General features: G+C 73.6%; 18 protein-coding genes and 1 pseudogene. 10 read left to right on the top strand and 9 right to left on the bottom strand.

Annotation, left to right across the window (positions count from 1 at the left end; translation table 11 throughout):
- Nucleotides 1-311: 311 nt before the first annotated feature.
- On the bottom strand, nucleotides 312-968 hold the full coding sequence (locus KIS93_RS32230) for a response regulator transcription factor (RefSeq protein ID WP_080047378.1): 657 nt from the start codon (nucleotides 966-968) through the stop codon (nucleotides 312-314).
- A gap of 207 nt (nucleotides 969-1,175) precedes the next feature.
- On the opposite strand from KIS93_RS32230, the gene KIS93_RS32235 reads away from it, so the two are divergent.
- The 4 genes from KIS93_RS32235 to KIS93_RS32250 all read left to right on the top strand — a co-directional run bounded on the left by KIS93_RS32235 (nucleotide 1,176) and on the right by KIS93_RS32250 (nucleotide 7,598).
- Entirely contained in the window at nucleotides 1,176-1,904 is a 729-nt protein-coding gene (locus KIS93_RS32235) for a DUF4097 family beta strand repeat-containing protein (protein ID WP_186404535.1), read from the top strand.
- Nucleotides 1,905-1,950: 46 nt separating this feature from the next.
- On the top strand, nucleotides 1,951-3,282 hold the full coding sequence (locus KIS93_RS32240) for a sensor histidine kinase (RefSeq protein ID WP_080044110.1): 1,332 nt from the start codon (nucleotides 1,951-1,953) through the stop codon (nucleotides 3,280-3,282).
- Between the two features lie 131 nt (nucleotides 3,283-3,413).
- Complete coding sequence (locus KIS93_RS32245; protein WP_186404536.1) at nucleotides 3,414-5,390, top strand: AfsR/SARP family transcriptional regulator; 1,977 nt, start codon at nucleotides 3,414-3,416, stop codon at nucleotides 5,388-5,390.
- A gap of 75 nt (nucleotides 5,391-5,465) precedes the next feature.
- Nucleotides 5,466-7,598: an MMPL family transporter gene (locus KIS93_RS32250; protein ID WP_080044108.1), complete on the top strand. Its 2,133-nt coding sequence runs from the start codon at nucleotides 5,466-5,468 to the stop codon at nucleotides 7,596-7,598.
- Nucleotides 7,599-7,635: 37 nt separating this feature from the next.
- Here the strand turns inward: KIS93_RS32250 and KIS93_RS32255 are convergent, their stop codons facing one another.
- Nucleotides 7,636-8,397 (bottom strand): class I SAM-dependent methyltransferase, encoded by a 762-nt coding sequence (locus KIS93_RS32255; RefSeq protein ID WP_080044107.1) that lies wholly within the window; start codon nucleotides 8,395-8,397, stop codon nucleotides 7,636-7,638.
- A gap of 108 nt (nucleotides 8,398-8,505) precedes the next feature.
- Here KIS93_RS32255 and KIS93_RS32260 point away from each other — a divergent pair, with 108 nt between their 5' ends.
- Nucleotides 8,506-9,228: a hypothetical protein gene (locus KIS93_RS32260; RefSeq protein WP_222107677.1), complete on the top strand. Its 723-nt coding sequence runs from the start codon at nucleotides 8,506-8,508 to the stop codon at nucleotides 9,226-9,228.
- 265 nt (nucleotides 9,229-9,493) lie between these two features.
- Here the strand turns inward: KIS93_RS32260 and KIS93_RS32265 are convergent, their stop codons facing one another.
- Together KIS93_RS32265 and KIS93_RS32270 are read right to left on the bottom strand one after the other, a co-directional pair.
- A complete protein-coding gene (locus KIS93_RS32265; protein WP_080044106.1) occupies nucleotides 9,494-9,958 on the bottom strand; it encodes a GbsR/MarR family transcriptional regulator in 465 nt (154 codons plus the stop codon).
- Nucleotides 9,959-10,053: 95 nt separating this feature from the next.
- Nucleotides 10,054-10,680, bottom strand: coding sequence for an FMN-binding negative transcriptional regulator (locus KIS93_RS32270; RefSeq protein ID WP_080044105.1), 627 nt, complete (start codon nucleotides 10,678-10,680; stop codon nucleotides 10,054-10,056).
- Between the two features lie 36 nt (nucleotides 10,681-10,716).
- Here KIS93_RS32270 and KIS93_RS32275 point away from each other — a divergent pair, with 36 nt between their 5' ends.
- Complete coding sequence (locus KIS93_RS32275; RefSeq protein WP_080044104.1) at nucleotides 10,717-12,045, top strand: aminotransferase class I/II-fold pyridoxal phosphate-dependent enzyme; 1,329 nt, start codon at nucleotides 10,717-10,719, stop codon at nucleotides 12,043-12,045.
- 40 nt (nucleotides 12,046-12,085) lie between these two features.
- On the opposite strand, the gene KIS93_RS32280 is transcribed toward KIS93_RS32275, so the two are convergent.
- The 4 genes from KIS93_RS32280 to KIS93_RS32290 all read right to left on the bottom strand — a co-directional run bounded on the left by KIS93_RS32280 (nucleotide 12,086) and on the right by KIS93_RS32290 (nucleotide 15,887).
- Nucleotides 12,086-13,246 (bottom strand): Dyp-type peroxidase, encoded by a 1,161-nt coding sequence (locus KIS93_RS32280; RefSeq protein WP_222107678.1) that lies wholly within the window; start codon nucleotides 13,244-13,246, stop codon nucleotides 12,086-12,088.
- Complete coding sequence (locus KIS93_RS63665; RefSeq protein WP_222107679.1) at nucleotides 13,243-13,773, bottom strand: copper chaperone PCu(A)C; 531 nt, start codon at nucleotides 13,771-13,773, stop codon at nucleotides 13,243-13,245. Before KIS93_RS63665 ends, KIS93_RS32280 begins: the two co-directional genes overlap by 4 nt.
- A gap of 98 nt (nucleotides 13,774-13,871) precedes the next feature.
- On the bottom strand, nucleotides 13,872-14,408 hold the full coding sequence (locus KIS93_RS32285; RefSeq protein WP_080044102.1) for a hypothetical protein: 537 nt from the start codon (nucleotides 14,406-14,408) through the stop codon (nucleotides 13,872-13,874).
- Between the two features lie 114 nt (nucleotides 14,409-14,522).
- Nucleotides 14,523-15,887, bottom strand: a complete 1,365-nt coding sequence (locus KIS93_RS32290) for an MFS transporter (protein WP_080044101.1) — start codon at nucleotides 15,885-15,887, stop codon at nucleotides 14,523-14,525.
- A 131-nt stretch (nucleotides 15,888-16,018) separates the two neighbouring features.
- Here KIS93_RS32290 and KIS93_RS32295 point away from each other — a divergent pair, with 131 nt between their 5' ends.
- Nucleotides 16,019-16,738: a hypothetical protein gene (locus tag KIS93_RS32295; RefSeq protein ID WP_080044100.1), complete on the top strand. Its 720-nt coding sequence runs from the start codon at nucleotides 16,019-16,021 to the stop codon at nucleotides 16,736-16,738.
- 108 nt (nucleotides 16,739-16,846) lie between these two features.
- The gene (locus tag KIS93_RS32300) at nucleotides 16,847-17,365 is read left to right on the top strand and encodes a universal stress protein (protein ID WP_155128831.1); all 519 of its coding nucleotides are present in this window, start codon (nucleotides 16,847-16,849) and stop codon (nucleotides 17,363-17,365) included.
- On the opposite strand, the gene pdxR is transcribed toward KIS93_RS32300, so the two are convergent.
- Complete coding sequence (gene pdxR / locus KIS93_RS32305; RefSeq protein ID WP_080044098.1) at nucleotides 17,321-18,709, bottom strand: MocR-like pyridoxine biosynthesis transcription factor PdxR; 1,389 nt, start codon at nucleotides 18,707-18,709, stop codon at nucleotides 17,321-17,323. The genes KIS93_RS32300 and pdxR overlap by 45 nt on opposite strands.
- Before the next feature lie 67 nt (nucleotides 18,710-18,776).
- On the opposite strand from pdxR, the gene KIS93_RS32310 reads away from it, so the two are divergent.
- Complete coding sequence (locus tag KIS93_RS32310) at nucleotides 18,777-19,208, top strand: carboxymuconolactone decarboxylase family protein (RefSeq protein WP_080044097.1); 432 nt, start codon at nucleotides 18,777-18,779, stop codon at nucleotides 19,206-19,208.
- 35 nt (nucleotides 19,209-19,243) lie between these two features.
- Nucleotides 19,244-20,263, top strand: a pseudogene (locus KIS93_RS32315) (MFS transporter); the annotation flags it as partial.
- Nucleotides 20,264-20,387: the final 124 nt, after the last annotated feature.

Raw genomic sequence — 20,387 nt, forward strand, 5'->3', positions numbered from 1 at the left:
ACTGCTCCGCTCTGTACGCGCCCGGCGGGCACTCGAGGCCGCACCCGCCGGGCGGCTTGGCGCTCAGGAGGAGCGGGCACCACTCGCGGGCACCCGTGGCTCCTTCACTTCTCGGCATCGTCCTCATGCACCCATCGTGTCGATCGGACCGCGAGCTGTCGCTACCCGCTGTGCCACCATCCGCCCGGAAGCTGTCTGCACCTCGCCTCGCCGGGCCGCAGCTCAGGACACTGTGGCGCGGCCCCGTGAAGCAGGCATGAGGGGCAGAATACCATTCTGTTACAGGGGCACCACGGAGGAAAGTGCTCCGATCACGGATGCGCGGTGCCGGACGACTGCAGGAAGCGGATGACGGCGATCACCCGGCGGTGGTCGGTGTCCGTCGGCGCGAGCCCCAGCTTGGCGAAGATGTTGTTGACGTGCTTGGCCACCGCGCTCTCGCTGACCACCAGCGCCGCCGCGATGCCCGCGTTGGAACGTCCCTGAGCCATCTGGCCGAGCACTTCCAGCTCGCGTGGCGTCAGGCCCTTCAGCGGGTCGCGGTGGCGGGCCAGCACCTGGGAGACCACCTCGGGGTCGAGCACCGTGCCCCCGTCGGCCACCTGCCGCACCGCCCGCAGGAACCCCTTGACGTCGACGACGCGATCCTTCAGCAGGTAGCCCACGCCGGACATGTCGCCCGACAGCAGATCGGTCGCGTAGCGCTCCTCGACGAACTGCGACAGCACCAGCACCGCGATCTCCGGCCGCTCCCTGCGCAGCTTGAGCGCCGCCCGCAGCCCCTCGGTCGTGTTGGTCGGCGGCATGCGGACATCCACCACCACCACGTCGGGCGAGAACCGCTCGACCGCCGCGATCAGCTCCTCGGCGTCGCCCACGGCCGCGACCACCTCGATGCCGCCGGCCTCCAGGATGCGGGTGATGCCCTCCCGTAACAGGACGGAGTCTTCGGCGATCGCCACGCGCACGGCCTCTCCCCAGGTCACCCGCCGTCGGCACCACACAAGCGGTTCCACTGTAGCCGGTTCCGGTCCGCGGTGATCGGTTCGGTCCTGGTCCGTCCCGCGCCGCGCGCAGTACGCTGAAACCGCGCGTGGGGCACCCCGGCACTCCTCGGCCCCGGCGACGACCTTCGACGCTTTGTGTCCCCAGGGAGCCCGCGGGCAGGAGGATCCGTGCAGCAAGCTCGTGCGGGGGCGCGTCCGCTGTGGCTGGCCGCGGGCGCGGTGGTGCTCGCGTTCACCGTTCTGGCGTGCACGGTCACCGTGCTCTCGTGGCTGGGCAGGCAGTCGGAGACGCAACGCCAGGAGTATCGGCGGCCGGCGCGGCTGCAGATCGACGTGACCGGCACGGAGGTCGTCCTCCAGGCGTACGAGTCCGGCGCCGTCGAGGTCGAGCGGCACCTCACGTGGGCCTCGGGCAAGCCCGCTCCGCGCGAGCGGTGGGAGGGCGACACGCTCAGGCTCAGCATCGACTGCCCGCCCGCGCTCAACCTGCCGGGCTGCTCGGCCGTGTACCGCGTCTGGCTGCCCGCGGACCTGCCGGTCACGGTGCGCACGGTCTCCGGCGCCGTCCGGCTGGCGAACCTGCGCGGCCCCGTCAGCGTCGAGACCGACTCCGGCGACGTGCGAGGCGAGGGGCTCGGCGGGGGCCAGGTCAGCGCGCGGGCCGGCTCCGGGGACGTGCGGCTGGGCTTCAGCGGGGTGCCTTCGCGGGTCGCGGCCCGTACGTCGTCCGGCGACATCGCGCTCACCCTGCCCCGGCACGCCTACAACGTGCGGGCGGACTCGGCCGAGGGGATGGAGACGGTCGCGGTCGGACAAGACCCGTCCTCCCCCGCCACGATCGAGGCCCGCACCGACACCGCCGACATCACCATCGGGGACTCCACCTATGCACCCTGACCAGCCCGCACGCCCCGGGCACCCCACCGGCGGCGGACCCGGGCTCATGAAAGGCGGGCGCGGCCTCACGAATGGCGGGCAGGGGCTCACGAACGGCGGGCGCGGGCTCACGAATGGCGGGCGCGGGCCGAGCCGGGTGGTGCGGGAGCTCCTGCGCGCGCCCGTGAGCGCGCGCACCTGGATGTCGGTCCTGCACCTCGCCGCCGGCCTCCCCGTCGCCCTCCTGGGCTGCGTCCTGCTCGTGGTGCTGGGCGTGCTCACCATGAGCCTGTCGTTGTCGATCGTGCTGACCGTGCTGGCCGTCTTCGCCCAGGCGGCGCTGGCCTGGTGCGTGCGCGCCTGCACCGCGCTCCAGCGCTCGCGCTTCGCCACGCTCCTCGGAGTGGACCTGCCCATCCCGCCGCGACCCACCGAGGGCGGCTGGCTGGCGCGGGTGATGCGGGAGGCCCGCAGCGAGACGACCTGGCGCCAGCTCAGCTACCACCTGATCGCCCCGCTGATCGGCGGGCTCGGCTTCGGCGCGACCGCGCTGGCGCTGGCCGCCGCGCTGACGTTCACCCTGTCCCCCTTGTACGCGTGGGCGCTGCCCGGCATGAACATGTTCGGCTGGCGGCTCGGCTCCCCCGTGACGCTGGCGGGCCTGGTGGCGGCCGGGCTGGCCGCGCTCTTCCTGGCCCCGTGGATCGCCCGCGCCGCCGCCGCGATGGACGTGGGCGCCGCCATGGCGCTGCTGGGCAACGCCCGCGAGAAGGAGCTGGCCGAGAGCCGGGCCGGGCTGCTGGAGGCGATCGAGGCCGAGCGCCGCAGGATCGAGCGGGACCTGCACGACGGCACCCAGCAGCGGCTCACCGCGCTGGCGGTCAACCTGGCGATCGCCGCGGAGACGCTGCCCGACCTGTCCGAGCCCGCCCGCCGGGCTTTCGCCGAGGCGCAGGAGGAGGCCACGGAGGCGCTGGCGGAGCTGCGCGGGTTCATCCGCGGCCTGCACCCGTCGGTGCTGGACGACCGGGGGCTCGACGCGGCCCTGTCGGGGGTGGTGGGCCGCTCGCCGGTGCCGGTGGAGCTCTCAGTGGACCTGCCGGGCCGGCCGCCGCCGCTCATCGAGTCGATCGCGTACTTCGTGGTCTCGGAGGCGCTGACGAACGTGGCCAAGCACTCGGGCGCGGGCAGGGCCGAGGTGAGCGTGGCGGCGGACGGGGGCCGGCTGCGCCTGCGCGTCCGTGACGACGGCCGTGGTGGCGCGGACGCGGGCTCGGGCAGCGGGCTGCGCGGGCTGGGCCAGCGGGTGGCCTCGGCCGACGGCACGTTCGCTCTGCACAGCCCGCCCGGTCAGGGGACGACGATCGAGGTCGAGCTGCCCCTCGCACTCTCCGCGTGATCGCAACACGGCGTTAAGGCATTTGTCCAGAGTAAGCGCCACTTTTCATGGCACACTACCCATTGTGCGTAGGGGTGGGGGCCCCGCGAACGCACGACACGGGGAGACGAATCCACTACGGGGGCCATGCGATGGCGTTAGTTGACCGTGCCCAAATCGACCGTGCCCACAACGACCATGCCCACAACGATCATGCCCACATCGACCGTGCTCACCATCTGCGCTTCCTGCTGCTCGGCTCCATCGAGGCCGGCGACGGCAGCGGCCTCGTCGAGCTGAGCGCCTCGAAGATGCGCACGCTCCTGGCCACGCTGCTCCTGGCCCGATCGCGGATCGTCCCCGACTCCCGGATCGCGGCGATGCTGTGGGGAGAGCATCCGCCCGCGACGTCGGAGGCGCAGATCCAGATCTACGTGTCCCGGCTGCGGCAGAAGCTGGGCGTGCCGATCGTCCGGCAACGCCCCGGCTACCTGCTCGAAGTCGACCCCGGCCAGCTCGACCTGGTCGTCTTCGAGCAGCTCGCCAGGCGCGGCAGGGACCTGCTGGAGCGGGGCGTCGCGCGGGAGGCGGGCGAGGTGCTGACCCGGGCGCTGGCGCTGTGGCGCGGCCCCGCGCTCGCCGGCGCGACCGACCTGCTCACCGACGCCGAGCGCCCGCAGCTCGAAGAGGCCAAGCTGGCCACGCTGGAGGACCGGATCGACGCCGACCTCGCCCTGCGCCGGCACGCGGAGCTGGTGGCCGAGCTGACCGGGCTGGTCGCCGACCATCCGTGGCGCGAGCGGCTGCGCGGCCAGCTCATGCTCGCCCTCTACCGCAGCGGGCGGCAGGCCGAGGCGGTGACGGCGTACGAGGAGCTGCGCCGCCTGCTGGCCGACGACCTGTCCATCGAGCCGGGCAACGACCTGCGCGAGCTGTTCACGCGCGTGCTGGCCGCCGACCCCGGCCTCGACGCGCCCGCCGGCGGCGACGCTCCCGTACGGCCGTCCGCCGCCGCGCCGGTGCGGCCCGCCCAGCTCCCGCCGGACACCGCCGACTTCACCGGCCGCCTCGCGGAGAGCGAGCACCTGGCGGCGATGCTGGAGCGGCACGACGCGGGCGCGCCCCTGGCCGGCTGCGTCATCAGCGGCATGGCCGGGGTCGGCAAGACCGCGCTGGCCGTCCACGTCGCCCACCAGTGCCAGGACAGCTACCCCGACGGCCAGCTCTACGTGGATCTGCGCGGCCTCACCGCGGAGCCGGTCACCCCGCTCGACGCGCTCGGCGGCATGCTGCGCGCGCTCGGCGTGGACGCCGCCGTGGTCCCGCCGGGCCTGGACGATCGGGTCAAGCTCTACCGCAGCCGGCTGATCCGCCAGCGGGTGCTGGTGCTGCTCGACAACGCCGCGAGCGAGCAGCAGGTACGCCCCCTGCTGCCCACCGGCCGCGACTGCGGCGTGCTCGTGACCGGCCGCGCCCGGCTGTCGGCCCTGGAGGGGCTGCCCATCCTCGACCTCGACGTGCTGGCGCCCGCCCACGCCCTGACCCTGCTGGGCCGCATCGTGGGCGAGGAACGCATGCGCGCCGAGCACGCGGAGGCCGAGCGCATCGTGGCCCTGTGCGGCCACCTGCCGCTCAGCATCAGGATCGCCGGCGCCCGGCTGGCGGCCAAGCCGTACTGGCGGCTGGCCAGGCTCGCCCGCCGCCTCGACGTGCAGCACCGCCGGCTCGACGAGCTGCGCATCGCCGACTCCAACGTCCGGACCAGCCTGATCCAGAGCTACCAGGGCCTGTCACCGGCGGCCCGGCACGCCTTCCGCCTGCTGGCGCTGCTCGACGTGCCCAACTTCTCGCTGTGGACGGCCGCCGTGGTGCTCGACACGAAGGTGGCCGAGGCCCGCGACCTGGCCGAGCAGCTCGTGGACGCCCGCCTGCTGGACAGCCTGCCCGCCACGAGCGGCATGTCCGACCAGTACCGCTTCCACGCCCTCGTCCGCGCGCTGGCCCTGGAGCGGGCGGCCGTCGAGGAGCACCCGAAGGAGCGCCGCGCCGCGCTCACCCGCGTCATGGGGGCCTCCACCTGGCCGAACTGGGTGGGCACGTGGAGCCGTAGCTGGGCGCACTGCACCTGACCTGTAGCTAGTGCCACCCCAAGACGGGCACTGCCATCCGTGACCGGCAGGGCCGCCCGTTGCGAACCTGGTCGCATGATTGCACGGTTAGGGAACTTCTGCTTCCGCCGCCGCTGGTGGGTGCTGGTCGTGTGGCTGGTCATCGCGGCGGCGGGCCTCGGCTCGGCTGGGCCGCTGTTCGCTTCCCTGGCGGCGAACCGGGCCCCGCAGGGCACCGAGTCCGACGTGGCGCTGCAGGCGCTGGCCGACGGGCGCGACCATGGAGCCCGGCTGGTGGCGCTCGTGGACGGGGTGGCCGCGGGCAGCGCGCCGACCGGCCGCGCCGTCCGCGCGGCGCTCGACGACGTACGCGCCATCAAGGGCGTCAAGCACGTGCACGAGCCGCAGGCCGCATCCGACGGACGCGGCCTGGCGCTCACCGTCGACCTGGACAAGATGGACTACCAGACCGGCGACGCCGTGCTGGACCGGGCGGCCGAGCGCCTGCGCGCGCTGACCAGGGAGCTGCCCGGGGCCGCGGTCAGCATCGGCGGCCAGGACATGATCGACCGGCAGACCGACGAGACCTCGCAGGGCGACCTGACCACGGCGGAGATGTTCGCGCTGCCGCTGACGCTGGTCGTGCTGGTCTTCGTGTTCGGCGGCATCGCCGCGGCCACGCTGCCCGTGCTGGGCGCGGTGGTCACGATCCTGGGCGCGTTCGCCGGGGTGCTGGCGTTCACGGCGTTCGTCGAGATGGACACCACCGTCATCAGCGTCGTCTCGCTCATGGGGCTGGGCCTGTCCATCGACTACGGCCTGCTGCTGGTCGCCCGGTACCGGCAGGAGCTGGCCGCCGGGCACGCACCCGGTCAGGCCGTGGCCCGCACGTGGGCGACGGCCGGGCGGACCATCCTGTTCAGCGCCCTGACGGTGATCGCGACGCTGAGCGGCCTGATGTTCTTCGACGTGCCCCGGCTGCAGACGCTCGGCGTGGCCGGCATGACGTCCACACTGGTGGCGCTGCTGACCGCGCTGACGCTCACCGGCGCGTTGCTCGGCGTGTTCAGCCGCCGCATCAAGCCGTCACGGCGGCACCGCGCCGGCCGGCCCGACAGGGGAACCGACAGAGGAACCGACAGCGGGTTCTTCGCCGGGCTCGCCCGCTTCACCCAGCGCAGGCCGGGGCTGGTCGCGCTGGCCGCCACCGCGATCCTGCTGACCGTCGCGGCGCCGCTGCTCACCGTGCGAGTCGCCCAGCCGAACCTGGCCGGCCTGCCGCCGGACCTGGAGTCCGTACGGGTCGCCAAGGAGCTCGGCACCCGCTACGGGCAGGCCGTGGACCCGGCCGTCATGGTCGTCTCCCGCGCCGACGGCAGGACGCTCACCGCGTGGGCGGCCAAGTGGCGCGACGACCCCGCCGTCTCCCGCGTCCGCCCCGTCGTCGTCGAAGGCCCCGGGCTGACCTCCGTCGTCCTCGACACCCGCGACAGCTCGCAGAGCCAGGCCGCCCAGGACCTGGTCGGCCGGGTCCGCGCCGACCGGCCGCCGGGCGGGCCCTCGTGGGTGGCCGGCGAGGCGGCGGTGCTGATCGACCTCGTCGGCGAGACGGCCGCCGACCTGCCGAAGGCCGTGCTGGTCACGGTCGTGGCCGTGTTCGTGCTGCTGTTCCTCATGACCGGCTCGCTGCTGGTGCCGCTGAGCGCGCTCGTGCTGACCCTGCTGTCGCTGGCGGCCACGTTCGGCGTGATGACGCTGCTGTTCCAGCACGGCTGGCTGGCCGGGCCGCTGGACACGCTGACACTGCCCGGCCTCAGCCCGTACGTGTTCCTCGTCGTGTTCGTCTTCGCCTTCGCCTTCTCCACCGACTACGAGGTGTTCCTGCTCGGCCGGATCAAGGAGGCCGTGGACGACGGCGCCGACAACGACACCGCCGTCCGCCGCGGGCTGCAGGTCAACGGCCGGGTCATCACGTGCGCGGCGCTGCTGATGCTGATCGTGTTCGCCTGCTTCGGCACCGCGAAACTGAGCGACATCGAGCAGCTCGGCATCGGCTTGTTCGTGGCCGTGCTCATCGACGCCACCATCGTCCGCTGCCTGCTGGTGCCGGCGGTGATGACCCTGTCGGGCAAGGCCAACTGGTGGGCACCCCGCCCGCTGCGCCGCTTCCACGCCCGCTTCGGCCTGCGCGAGAGCCAGGACGACCCCCGTGTCCTGACGAGGACGTGAACGCGTGGCGGGGCGGCGCGGCTCACCGTGGGAACCGCTACGAGGGGGAGGGCGTGCGGCGGGCGAGGGTGAGGTCGGTGACGAAGGTCATCTCGATGCCGTCGCCCAGCGCCGAGGCCAGCTCCGCCAGCAGCGGCTCCCGCCGCTCCGGGGGCAGGATGCGGTAGGCGGAGATGGTGCGGACCAGGTCGAGGTAGCGGGCCGCGTCGTACCACTCCGTCCAGGTGTAGGAGCGCTCGTCGAGGTCGGTGAAGCGCGGGTCGCCGGTCAGCAGGTGCTGGACCTCCTCGTTCCTGATCGGGTGGTCCTGGTGCAGGCTGAAGCTGGACACGCCGTGGCGGTGGTCGACCTCGGCGAGTCTGGCGCGCAGGGCGGGGTCGGTGACGAGGTAGTGGTTCCAGAACAGGGCCAGCGCGCCGGACGGGGCCAGCGCCGCGTGGGCGAGGTCCCAGCGCCGTTCCGGGTCCACCCAGTGCCAGGCCTGGGCGGAGTACAGGAGGGCGAAGCGGCGGTCGGGGGTGTAGTCCTCAAAAATCCCGACTTGTACGCGTACGCCGGGGCAGTTGGCGGCCAGGGCCGTCGCCATGCGCTCGTCCGGCTCGACGCAGGTCAGATCGATCCCGCGGGCGGCGAAGACGGCCGTGGCCTTGCCCGTTCCCGCTCCGACCTCCAGCACCGGCCCGTCCGGCGCGTACTCCAGCACCTCCGTGGCGAGCCGCTCGGGATAGCCGGGCCGGGCCGACTCGTACAGGTCCACCGCCTCGCCGAACACCACGCTCCGCACACGGTCAACAGCCATGCCGCCCCCTCAGGTCAGGTGAATACCCGAGTCAACCACGCCGGATGGTTCGAGGATTTTTGATCTGAACCGGCGCTCCGGGACGGCGGCGTTACGGTGCTGCCGGTGATGAACCAGAGGAAGAGGGTACGGGCCGGCGCCGTCGTGGGGGCGGCGACGGTCACGGTGCTCGCGACGCTGACGGCGCCGGCGCAGGCGGCCGAGAACTACGGGCAGTACTCCCGGTTCGCCGAGCGCAGCGCCGGCCAGCACTGGGCGGACGGTCAGGCCGCCGGGCAGTGGACGTGGAAGCCTCTGTCGTCCACGACGTCGGAGATCAGCTGGGGCGACCCGAAGACGTGGCCGCCGGCGTACGCGGAGAAGTTCGTCCGCAGCGGCGACTGGCTGATGCTGGACGGGTGGCGGGACAACGGGACGTACTACACCGTCAGGGTCACCAAGGAGCAGATCGGCGACGCCAAGTGCGGAAATCTCCAGACTTTCGCCACGTCCGGGCAGCAGCACTACGTGAAGTGGAGCATTCCCCCTGAGGGGTACTGCCTCAAGGCGTGGGGGACGATCACCGAGAAGTCGTCGGGCAAGGTCGTCGACTTCGGGCACACCCAGATCTGGTCGCCGCCCGCGCCCTGCTCGAACCAGTACCTCGGCAACCAGACCTGCATCAAGCAGTGGGAGTCGTGGTGGGACAACAACGGCAGCCCGGGCAAGCCGATCGCGAGGAGGCTGGAGCGCGACCAGTACATCGCGCGGGGCCAGGGGATGGCGTTCAAGATTCACCAGTACTTCCCGAAGGAGTGGAAGTCCGAGGCGCGGTCGTACTGGAACTGGTGAGTTCATCCACAGGCTGTGGGTGGTGGAGCGCAACCTGTTGACAACGGTCCTCCGTAACGTCCCGGACGCCGCCGCAGGTGTGGTATGGGGCTCCGGCGTTACGGGTCTGACCAGGTGAAACGGCCACCAGAGGCGAGATCTGCGGCCGGTGCCGTCCGTACCACGGGCGGCACCGTCCCGTAGGAGGATTGCCACAGAGTTATCCACAGGATGAGGGAGTTGTCCACAGGGTGTGGAACGGCTCCCGCCGGGGCTCGCCAGGGGATCAGTCGTGCTTGGTCATGGCCTGGTCGAGCACCTCGGCCAGCGCCGCGATGGAGGACCTGGCCGAGCGGATGCGCGCGGTGCGTGTCTCGTCGGGCCAGCCCAGCTTCAGCCCCTCGGCCGCCAGCTCGTCGAACGCGGTGAACGCGGCGAGCTTCTGCCGGATGACCTTCGACCAGGCGTCGTCCTCGATCTGGTAGTAGACGTTGCGCTCACCGGGCTTGCGGAACCTGCGGATGAGCTTGATGGACGTCAGGAGCTGCATGTTCGTCGTCAGGGACGCGCGGCTGGCGCCGATGGCGTCGGCGATCTCGCCGGCGGTCTGGGCCGGGGGGTCGCAGGCCATGAGCCAGCCCAGGATGCGGCCGGTGATCGGGGCCAGGCCCCACTCCTCGGAGACGAACGTCGCCACCCGCTCGACCCATTCGAGCACCTGCTCGCGGTCGGGGCCGTCCTGCACTGTCATGGGGGACATCCTAATGGCCACTGTCCTTGCTAGCGATTTCAGTTTAGGCTGAAATCGCCAGCATCAGCAACCGCCGGGCCGTGCCAGTGGCTTCGTCAGGTGGTGGTGGCGCCTCGCCGGCGCTGGTGGGCCAGGGCGGCGGCGTCGCCGGGCAGGCCGCGTTCCGCCAGGCCGCGCGACACCCGCTCGCGCAGCTCGGCCGGGCGGTGGGCGTCGTACTTGAACTTGGCGCGCACCTCCTCCACCCGCAGCCGCAGCCCCCGGATCGAGGACAACATCTTCCGGTACGGCCCCGCGTCGGCGGACACCTCGCCGTGGTCGCCGGCCGGCTGGTGGTGGGCGAGCTGGCGGCGCAGGATCTCGGCCTTGCCCTCCTTGTCGTCCACGATCTCGGCCCGGCACACGAGCTGGACGGCGGCGTAGTAGCTGGTCGGCACGCCGGTCTCGGGGGAGTCGGAGCGCCAGGACGTGGGGATGTAGGCGTAGTCGTCGTGCACGCTGACCACCGCCACGGGGTTGGCCTCCAGGGCCGCCCAGATCGGGTTGGGCCTGGCCAGGTGGAGCAGCACCTCGGCGTCGCCGTCGTAGAAGAAGTGCGTCGGCACGACCACGGGTGCCGCGCCGGCCACGCCGTTGACCGCGATCTGGCCGAAGTCGCGGGTACGCAGCCAGCTCCGCCACTCCTCGTCGTCCTGGGCGGCGTCCCATGGGTGGATGAGCACTCGCATCACCTTTTGTATCAGTACATAATAGTTTTTGTGCTAGAAAAGTACACGATCGAGGGTGGGACGGCCAGCGAGATAGCGGCGGGCGTCGAGGCCGCCGTGTCCGAAGGGCGGCTGCCGCCGGGGGCGACGCTGCCGCCGGTGCGGGAGGTGGCGGCGCTGGCCGGGGTGAGCCCGGGCACGGCGGCGGCCGCGTACCGGCTGCTGCGCGAGCGCGGCGTGATCGAGACCGCCGGGCGGCGCGGCACGCGGGTCAGGTCGCGGCCGGCCAGCACCTTCCGCGAGGAGATCCGCGTCGAGGTGCCGCCGGGCGTGCGCGACCTGAGCAAGGGCAACCCCGACCCGCGCCTGCTGCCGCCGCTGCACGAGGCGCTGGCCGTGGCGGCGAGGGCGCACGAGGAACGGCCCGCCATGTACGGCACCGGCGACGACGAGGAGCTGCTGGCCCTGGCCGGGCGGCGGCTGCGGACCGACGGCGTGCCGGCCGCGCCGCTGGCGATCACGTCGGGCACCCTCGACGCGGTCGAGCGCGTGCTCACCGCCCACCTGCGCCCCGGCGACGCGATCGCCGTCGAGGACCCGGGCTGGACGGCCCTGCTCGACCTGGTCGCCGTCCTGGGGCTGCGGCCGGTGCCGATGCGGCTCGACGACGAGGGCCCGCTGCCGGAGCAGCTCGACCGGGCGCTGCGGGCCGGCGCGCGAGCCGTGGTGATGACCGCCCGCGCCCAGAACCCGACCGGCGCCGCCGTCTCCGCCGCCCGGGCCGGCGAGCTGCGGGAGCTGCTGGCGGCGCACCCGGAGGTGCTGCTGGTCGAGGACGACCACGGGGCCGGGTTCGTGGAGCTGCCCCTGCACCCGCTGGCCGGCGCGACGACGCGGTGGATCCACGTCCGCTCCACGGCCAAGTCGCTCGGCCCCGACCTGCGCCTGGCCCCGGTCACCGGCGACCCGGTCACGCTCGAGCGGCTGCGCGGGCGGCAGCGGCTGGCCGCCGGCTGGGTGAGCCACCTGCTGCAACACGCCGTCGCCCACCTCTGGCGGACGAACGCGGCCGATCCCGCCACGGTCGCGGCGTCGTACGCGGCCCGCAGGAACGGCCTGGTGACGGCGCTGGCCGAACGTGGCGTGCGCGCGTACGGGCGTACCGGCCTGAACGTGTGGATCCCCGTCGCCGACGAGTCCACCGCCATCACCCGGCTGCTGGCGCGCGGCTGGGCCTGCGCGCCCGGCGCCCGCAACCGCATCGGCTCGCCGCCCGCGCTGCGCCTGACCGTCTCGTCCCTGGACCTGCCGGAGATCGAGCCGCTGGCCGCCGACCTGGCCGCCGCCCTGACCCCCGCGCCGATCGGCCGGTACGGCTGAGCCCCGCGCCGAGCGGCCGGACCCGGCGCGGGATCGAAAGTCAGCCCAGCAGCCCCTCCCCGATCCACCCACCGGGCGCGCATCCCGGCGGCACGGCGAACACGGCCGAGCCGATGGCCGTGACCCACTCGTTGAGCAGGTCACCTTCGGCCAGCATGCGTTGCACGGGCACGAACTGCGCGGCCACGTCCGCCTGGAAGGAGACGAACAGCAGCCCGGAGTCCGACTCGCCCTCGGCCGACAGTCCCTCGTCGTAGTTGTACGGCCGCCGCAGCAGCCGCAATGCCGGATCCGCCACGTGCGCCCGCCTGATGTGGGCGAACTCGGAGATCACCGGGAAGCCGAGCCGGTTCTTGCGGGCGTAGTCGGCCGCGTCGGTCTCGGCCGTGCCCGTGAGCGGCGCCCCGTCACTCAGCCGCCGCCCGATCGTGAACTCCCTGGCCACCCGGTCGGCGGCGTCCCACGTCTCCAGCTTCATCCGGATCCTGCGCAGGACCATGGTGGTGCCGCCGCGCAGCGGCCCGTCGCCGATCCACACGGCCCGGTCGAGGTCGGTGGCGTTCACCGTGCCCTCGATCTGGCCCATCAGGTTGCGGCGGTTCGGGCTGCGGAAGCCCCGCTGCGTCCAGCGCACCCTGGCGAACGACCGCGTGTCCTTCACGATCATCCGGACGGCGTGCGCCACCGTCACGGTGTCGTCCGCGCACACCTGGACGAGCAGGTCGCCGCCGCTCCACCGCTCCTGCAGCCGGTCCGTCGAGAACGCGGGCAACTCCGCCACCGGCGACCTCACCCCGGCCGCCGCGAACAGGCCCGGCCCGAAGCCGAACGTGATCGTGAGCCGGGCCGGGTTCGCGGCCAGCTCGGGCTCGGTGTCGGCGAGCGCCGGCCGCCCCTGGGTGAGGCGGGCGGCGTCGTCGGTGAGGAGCTGGAGCAGCCGGACGACCGCCTCCTTGCGGGTGCCCTTCAGCAGGTCGAAGCCGAGGAACACGGCATGGGCCTGCGGCGCCGTGGCCACCCCCGCCTGGTGCGCCCCGTGAAAGGGCTCGACCGGCAGGCTCTCCCGCCGCTGGGCGTCGCGGCGCTCGGTGACCCGCTGCTGCGTGTCGCGGCGCGCGAGGGCGCCGGCCGCCGTGGCGCCGGTGACGCTGGTGACGGCCGTGACCGCGCCTCCGGTGAGGAGCCCTCTGCGGGTGATCACTTGTGCCCCGGCTGGTAGTCCTCCTCGCCACCGGCGAAGTCCTTGCCGACGGCGGTGAACTCCAGCGGCTCCCCGTCCTTCACCTGGAGCGTGAACGGGATCCGCGCGCCCGGCCGCACCTCCTCGGTGACGCCCATCAGCATGATGTGGTCGCCGCCGGGCTGGAGCTGGTGGGTGCCGTGCGCGGGCACGACGAAGCCGCCCTGCTTGGGCCGCATGATCATCTTGCCGCCGTCCTCGACCACCTCGTGCAGCTCGATGGTGGGCGACAGCGGCGAGCTGCCCGCCGTGATCGTGATCGGCGCGCCGGTGTTGTTGACCAGCGTCCCGAACGCGGCGGTCATCCCCTTCTTGGTGGTCTTCACCCAGGGATCGGTGATGGTCAGGCCGGTGGCGGCCGACGAGGGCGCTGCGGCGGCGCTCGCGGTGGTCGTGGCCGCGGGCGAGGGCTCGGGGGAGTAGGTGCCGGCGCAGGCGGTCAGCGCGACGACGGCGCAGGCGAGGGCGAGGGCATGACGAACGTACATGGTGGTGATGCCTTTCTCCGCCCGGCATGCCGAAGCAGCCCCTGCCGGGCGGCGGGGGTCGTCTGAAGAGGGAAGACGTCTTCGCCCGACCGCGCGGGTCAGGCGGCGGCGGCCCGCGGCGGGCCCCTCCTGCTGACGACGTGCCGCAGCACCGCCGAGCGCAGCACGGGCGGCTCGGACGGGCACAGGGGCGTGGAGAACGGAGTGCGGAGCAGCGGCAGCCAGATGACCAGCAGCCGCACGGCCAGCCGGCGCAGCAGCGACCACAGCGCGGCCTCGCCGCGCGCCAGCCACAACGCGGTCATCGCGACCGCCAGGCCGTGCGCGACGAGCATGCCGAGGCCCGGCACCAGCCCGGAGTGGAGGTGACCGGCCGGCGCCTGCGGCGAGGCGGCGTGGGACAGCGAGAACAGCAGGTGCAGGGCCACCTGTAAGCCGGCGAGCAGCGGCAGGATCACCGCGAACGACCGCTCGCGGCCCGACAGCGGGTACGCCGCCGCGAACGCCAGCCCCAGCGCCGCCACCATGGCCGGCGCCGGCACGGAAGCACCGCCGAGCACGTGCGCCGCCACGCCCAGCCCGAGGCACACGACGGCGAAGACCGCGGTGCGGGCGAGACGGAACGGCAGCGCCATGCGCCAAGCATTCCACGCCACCCCGCCGGTCGGCACACCCGATCGTGCTACGCGCCCCGCCGCCACCCCCCGAGGCTCATCACCACACCCGTGGGCAGGTCCTTGACCGATGCTTCACGTGAAACTGCCGCGAGTCTCACGTTCGGCGGCGCGAGCCGTCCCGGACCGGCGGGCCGCCGCGTGGGCCAGCACGCCCAGCGACGCCACGATCAGCACCATGATCCCGGCCCGCGCCGCCGCCTCCCACCCGCCGTCCAGCGTGGCGAAGAAGACCGCTCCGGTGACCGTCCCGCCGAGCACTCCCCCGGCCTCCTGTACGGTGCCGAGCACCCCGGCCGCGGCGGCCGAGCGCTCCGGACGTACCGAAGCGAGGACGGAGGAGAGCAGCGGCGACATCAGCAGCCCCATCCCGGCCTCCGTCACCAGCAGCGCCAGCCCCACCAGGAGCGGCCCCGAGCCCAGTGCCTGGTGCACCAGCACGAGCCCCACGACCAGCACGGGCGCGCCGAAGCGGCCGGGGCGCAGCGAGGCGGCGAAGAAGCCGGCGTTCAGCGCGGTGCAGACGGCCGCGGCGGCGAGCGGCGTGAGGCCGAGCCCGTCCTGGAGGTAGAGGGCGAGCACGAACGACAGCCCCGCCGACGTCCCGAACAGCAGCCCCACCGCCACGAGCCCCCACGCGAACCCCCTCTCCCTGAACACGGCCAGGTCGAGCAGCGGCGCCCGCCCTTCGACGGCCAGCCGCCGCTGGCGCCGCACGAACGCGCCCAGCAGGAGCGGCGCGGCGGCCAGGCACGCCCACGTCCAGCCCGGCCATCCCCGCTCGCGCCCCTCGGCCAGCGGCAGCACCACGGCGACCAGCCCGGCCGCGACGAGTGCCGCCCCGGCGAGGTCGAGGTCCCGGCGGGTCCCGGCGGCGTGGGGGAGCAGGCGGCGGGTCAGGGCGAGGGCGGTCAGGCAGATCGGCAGGTTGACGAGGAAGCAGGCCCGCCAGCCGAGCCCCATCGGGTTCGCGGCCACGACGAGCCCGCCGATCACCTGCCCGCTGAGCCCGGCCAGGCCGACGGCGCTGCCGTACCAGCCGAAGGCTCTGGCGCGGTCGCGGTCGCCCTGGTAGAGCCGCCCGATGAGGGCGAGGACCTGCGGCGCGAGCAGCGCGGCGGCGATCCCCTGCCCGATCCTTGCCGCGACCAGCATCGCCGGGCCGGCGGCCAGCCCGCACCCGGCCGAGGCCAGCGTGAACAGGGCCAGCCCGGCCGCGAACACCCGCCGGTGCCCGAGCAGGTCGCCGAGCCGCCCGGAGACGATGAGCCCCGCCGCGTACGCCAGCCCGTATCCGGCGATCACGAGCTGCACGGCGGCGTCGCCCGCGTTCAGGTCGGCGCGGATGGAGGGGACGGCGAGGTTGGCGACGTAGAAGTCGAGCGTGGTGACGAACACCGCGACCAGTAACACGGGCAGGGCGGCCCAGCGGGCGGACATGGGACTCCAGGGAATGAGGGGACACGGCGGGAGGGAGAACACCGCCGCCCGCCGGACGGTTGACCCCACCCTGGAGCCGGCCCATGACGATTCCCTGCGGATCCGCTACGGACCACCCCATAATCATCCCGATGCCGAAATTTCAGGACCTGTCGGAATTTGCAGCGGCCATCGCCCCGGTCATCGGCGCAGCCAACGTCAACGTGCACGCCTCGGCCGCCAGAGCCGTCGCCGACCTCGCCCGCACGTCCGGCGTGACCCCGGGCCTGCTGTCCGACCTGCGCTTCACGCTCCCACTCCGCCCCCTGACCCGCGCGGGCCTGGCCGTCATCGACCGGTACGGCACCGCCGCGTCCCGCGAGCACGACCTGCGGGAGCACCTGCGCCAGCGCACCCTGTCCGAGGACGGCGACGGGACGCTGCGGCTGACGGGCAAGGGCCTGGAGTTCGTGCACCGGCTCTACGACGTGCACGCCGCCACCGCCGGCCGCATCTGGGCGGCCCACGACCTGCGGGGCCTGGCCGAGCTGGCGGCCAAGGTGCTGGAGTCGGCCGGGCGGCTGCCGGGCGGGGCGCTGGAGCTGGTGGCGCCGCCGTACGAGCCGGAGGGCGCGGAGCCGGGGCTGCTGCTGTTCAACCGGCTCGCCGTCGTCCGCTACCACCGCGCCGACGCGCACGCGGCGGCCTGGCGGGCGGCGGGCCTGTCCGCGGCCGAGATCGTCGGCCTGCCGGACGGGCCACTGCGCGCCCGGATCGAGGCGGAGACGAACCGGCGGGCCGCCGAGCCGTACCGGAGCCTGAGCGACGCGGAGCGGGACACCTTGTACGACGGGCTGCTCAAGCTGGTCTGAACGCCTCCAGAAGCCGCCGTTCACCAGGGGACTCCAGAGTTCGCAAAGTGCCACCTCCCGGTAACCAGCGCGGTGGCGCACTATGGTCGTACTTCGACAGGAGGCACCGTGGAACAGGAACTGCCCGGCGGTGCGCGGCTGATCGTCGGGGTGGACGAGTCTCCGGCCGCGCGCTGGGCGCTGGCCTGGGCCATCGGCGCGGCCAGGCTGCACCGGATGGCTCTCGTGGCCGTGCACGTCAGCCGCGCGCCCGTCCACCCCTTCCCCGAGGCGCTGCCCGTGCAGCACGCGGTCAGGGCGGGCGAGGAGGCGCGCTGCACCGAGGTGATCACGAGCGTGTTCGAGGACGTCGCGGGCGGGGTGCCCGACGACCTGCGGACGTTCGTGGTGGGCCGGGTCGGCGATCCCGGCTATCACCTCGTGGATCTGGCGAGGGAGGGTGACCTGCTCGTGCTCGGGCGCGGGCGGCGCGGGCTGCTCAGCCGCATCTTCCTGCCCTCGACCAGCATGTACTGCGCGCGGCACGCCCGCACGACCGTGGTGATCGTGCAGCAGCCGACGCCGCCCGACGAGCCGGAGCTGTCAGGGGAGCGCGGCCGCCGGTTCTGGACCCGCCGACATCCGTGACCGGAGCAGGCGCAGGCCCTCCGGGATCGCGTCCCTGCCGATCGCGCCGTACCCCAGCACCAGGCCGCGCAGCGGCGGGCTCTGCCCGCAATACGCCTCCAGCGGCTCCACCGCGAGCCCCGGCGTAGGGCGTACCGACGCGCCGAGCGCGCACAGGTGCAGGCCCGCCGTGGACGGCACCAGCCGCACCCGCTCGTCGGCGGCCAGGGCCTCGGCGATCAGCGCGTGCCGGGCGGCGTACTCGCGGGTGGCCTTCCTGATGTGCCTGGCCAGCAGGCCCTCGTCGATGAAACGGGCCAGCGCCGCCTGCGTCGGCACCTCGCCGTGCCAGTCGGACAGGTGCCGGGCGGCGGTCAGCGCCGGCGCCAGCGAGGCGGGCGCGACCAGGAAGCCCATCCTGAGCATGGGCAGCAGCGTCTTGGAGAACGAGCCGACGTAGATGACCCGGCCGGCCCGGTCGAGGCTCTGCAGCGGCTCCAGAGGGCGCTCGCCGAAGCGGAACTCGCTGTCGTAGTCGTCCTCGATGACCACGGCGCTGCGCCGCTCGGCCCAGGCCAGCAGGGCGGCGCGGCGGGCCAGCGACATGGGCGTGCCCAGCGGGAACTGGTGCGACGGCGTCACGTACACGACGCGGGCCGCGTTGGGGATGGCCCGGACGTCGATGCCCTCGGCGTCGACCGGCACGCCCGCGACCCGGGCGCCGAGCGAGCGGAACAGCAGCCGGGCCGGGGGATAGCCGGGCTCCTCGACGGCCACGACGGTGCCCGGCTCGATCAGCACCCGGCCGATGAGGTCGAGGGCCTGCTGGGCGCCGTTCGTGATCAGCACGTCGCCCGCGCCCGCGCGGACCGAGCGGCTCAGGCCGATGTGCCTTGAGATGGCCTCGCGCAGCGGCTCGTGCCCGGCCGGGTCGCCGTAGCCCGCCACGCCGACCCGCAGCTCGCGGACCACCAACCGGCGCCACGTCTCCATGGGGAACAGGCGGGCGTCGGGGATGCCGACGCGGAAGTCGTACCGGGCGGGGGTCATCCCCTTGGCCGGCCGCAGGTCCCGCCACACCTGGCGAGGCCGGACGACGCCCTTCGGCGCGGCCCGCCCCCTGACCTGCTCCCCCGACACGAACGTGCCCGCGCCCGCCCGCCCGACGAGGAAGCCGTCGGCGACCAGGCGGTCGTAGGCGAGGGCGACCGTGTTCCTGGAGATGCCGAGGCTGCGGGCCAGCTCCCTGGTCGGCGGCAGGCGCTCGCCCGACCTGAGGCGGCCGTCGAGGACGGCGTCGAGGAGCTGCCGGTAGACCTGTGCGGCCAGGTCACGGCGGCCGTCGAGGCTGAGGTGGAGGTCCATCTTGGCCCAATCATCTTGCCGGAAATTGGAGCTTATCTCGGGACAAGTCCGGGACGAAGATGGGGGCATGACCGAACGAATGAAGCTCGGAGCGCTGGCCGGACCGGCGTACCAGGCCATGGCGGGGCTGGACGCGTTCGTCGCGCGCAGCACCCTGCCCAAGCCGCTGCTGGAGCTGATCCGGCTGCGCGCCAGCCAGATCAACGGCTGCGTGTACTGCGTGAACACGCACAGCTCCGACGCCAAGGCCGCCGGGGAGAGCGACGCCCGCCTGCACGCCGTCGCCGTCTGGCGCGAGGCGCCCTGCTTCGACGAACGCGAGCGGGCCGCGCTGGCGTTCACCGAGGCCGCCACCCGGCTGTCCACCCACGACGTCACCGACGAGATCTGGGAGGCGGCCGCCGCCTGCTTCACCCAGGAGGAGCTGGCCGCGCTGGTGGTGGCCGTGGCGACGATCAACGCCTGGAACCGGATGGGCGTCTCCACCCGCATGTCATGAAATTTGCTCTTATCTGCTTATCGCGGAGGTACGGCATGAGAACCCGGCGGATCCTGGCCCATGCGCAGCTCGTCAGCTCCATCGGAGACGGCGTCTATCTCGTCACCTCCGCGTTCTACTTCGCCGGCATCGTCGGCCTGTCGGCCACCGAGATCGGCCTCGGCCTCACCATGGGCTGGGCCGTCGGCTCGGTCGCCGGCGTCCCGCTCGGCCACCTGGCCGACCGGCGCGGCCCGCGCGGCGTCGCGGTGCTGCTCGCCGTCGCCACCGCCGTGGCCGTCAGCGGGTTCCTGTTCGCCCGCTCGTTCGCCGCCTTCGCCCTGGTGGCCTGCCTGTACGGCACCGCGCAGACCGGCCTGTCCGCCGCCCGGCAGGCCCTGCTCGCCGCCCTGATCCCGCCCGCCGAGCGCACCCGCGTCCGGGCGGTGCTCCAGGCCACCCTGAACGGCGGGCTGGCCGCCGGCGCCGCGCTGGGCGGGCTCGCCCTGGCCGTCGGCACGCGGGAGGGCTACCTCGCGGTGTTCGTGCTCGACGCGCTGACCTTCCTCAGCGCCGCCGCCCTGCTGCTGAGGCTGCCTGCCGTACGCCCCGCGCCCGCACCCGCCGGCCCCCGGCTGGCCGTGCTGCGCGACCGGCCCTACGCGCTCGTCACGCTCATCAACGCCGTGATGCTGTTCTACATGCCGCTGCTGAGCGTGGTCGTGCCGCTCTGGGTGGCCGCGCGCACCGACGCGCCCACGTGGGTGGTCTCCGTCCTGCTGCTGGTCAACACCGGCGGCGTGGTGCTCTTCCAGGTGCGGGTGGCCAGGCGCGTCAAGGGCCTCCGGGACGCCTCGGCGGCGGTGCGGCAGGCCGGGCTGCTGCTCCTCCTCGCCTGCGCGGTGTTCGCCCTCAGCCCGTACGGGTGGTGGTTCCTGCTGGTGGCGGCGGCCTTGCAGGTGGCAGGGGAGATGCTGCTGGCCTCCGGGTCCTGGGAGATCGGCTTCACCCTCGCGCCCGACGACCGGCAGGGCCAGTACCAGGCGTTCTTCGGCACCGGCGTGGCCGTGGCCAGGATGCTCGGGCCGGTCGTGCTCACCGCGCTCGTCCTCGGCGGCGGGACGCTGGGCTGGCTGGTCGTGGGCGCCATGTTCGTGACGGCCGGCGCCGCGATGGCACCGGCCGTCAGGTGGGCCCGTC

Source organism: [Actinomadura] parvosata subsp. kistnae, assembly GCF_900323885.1.
In the GTDB taxonomy this organism is placed as follows: Bacteria; Actinomycetota; Actinomycetes; order Streptosporangiales; family Streptosporangiaceae; genus Nonomuraea; species Nonomuraea composti.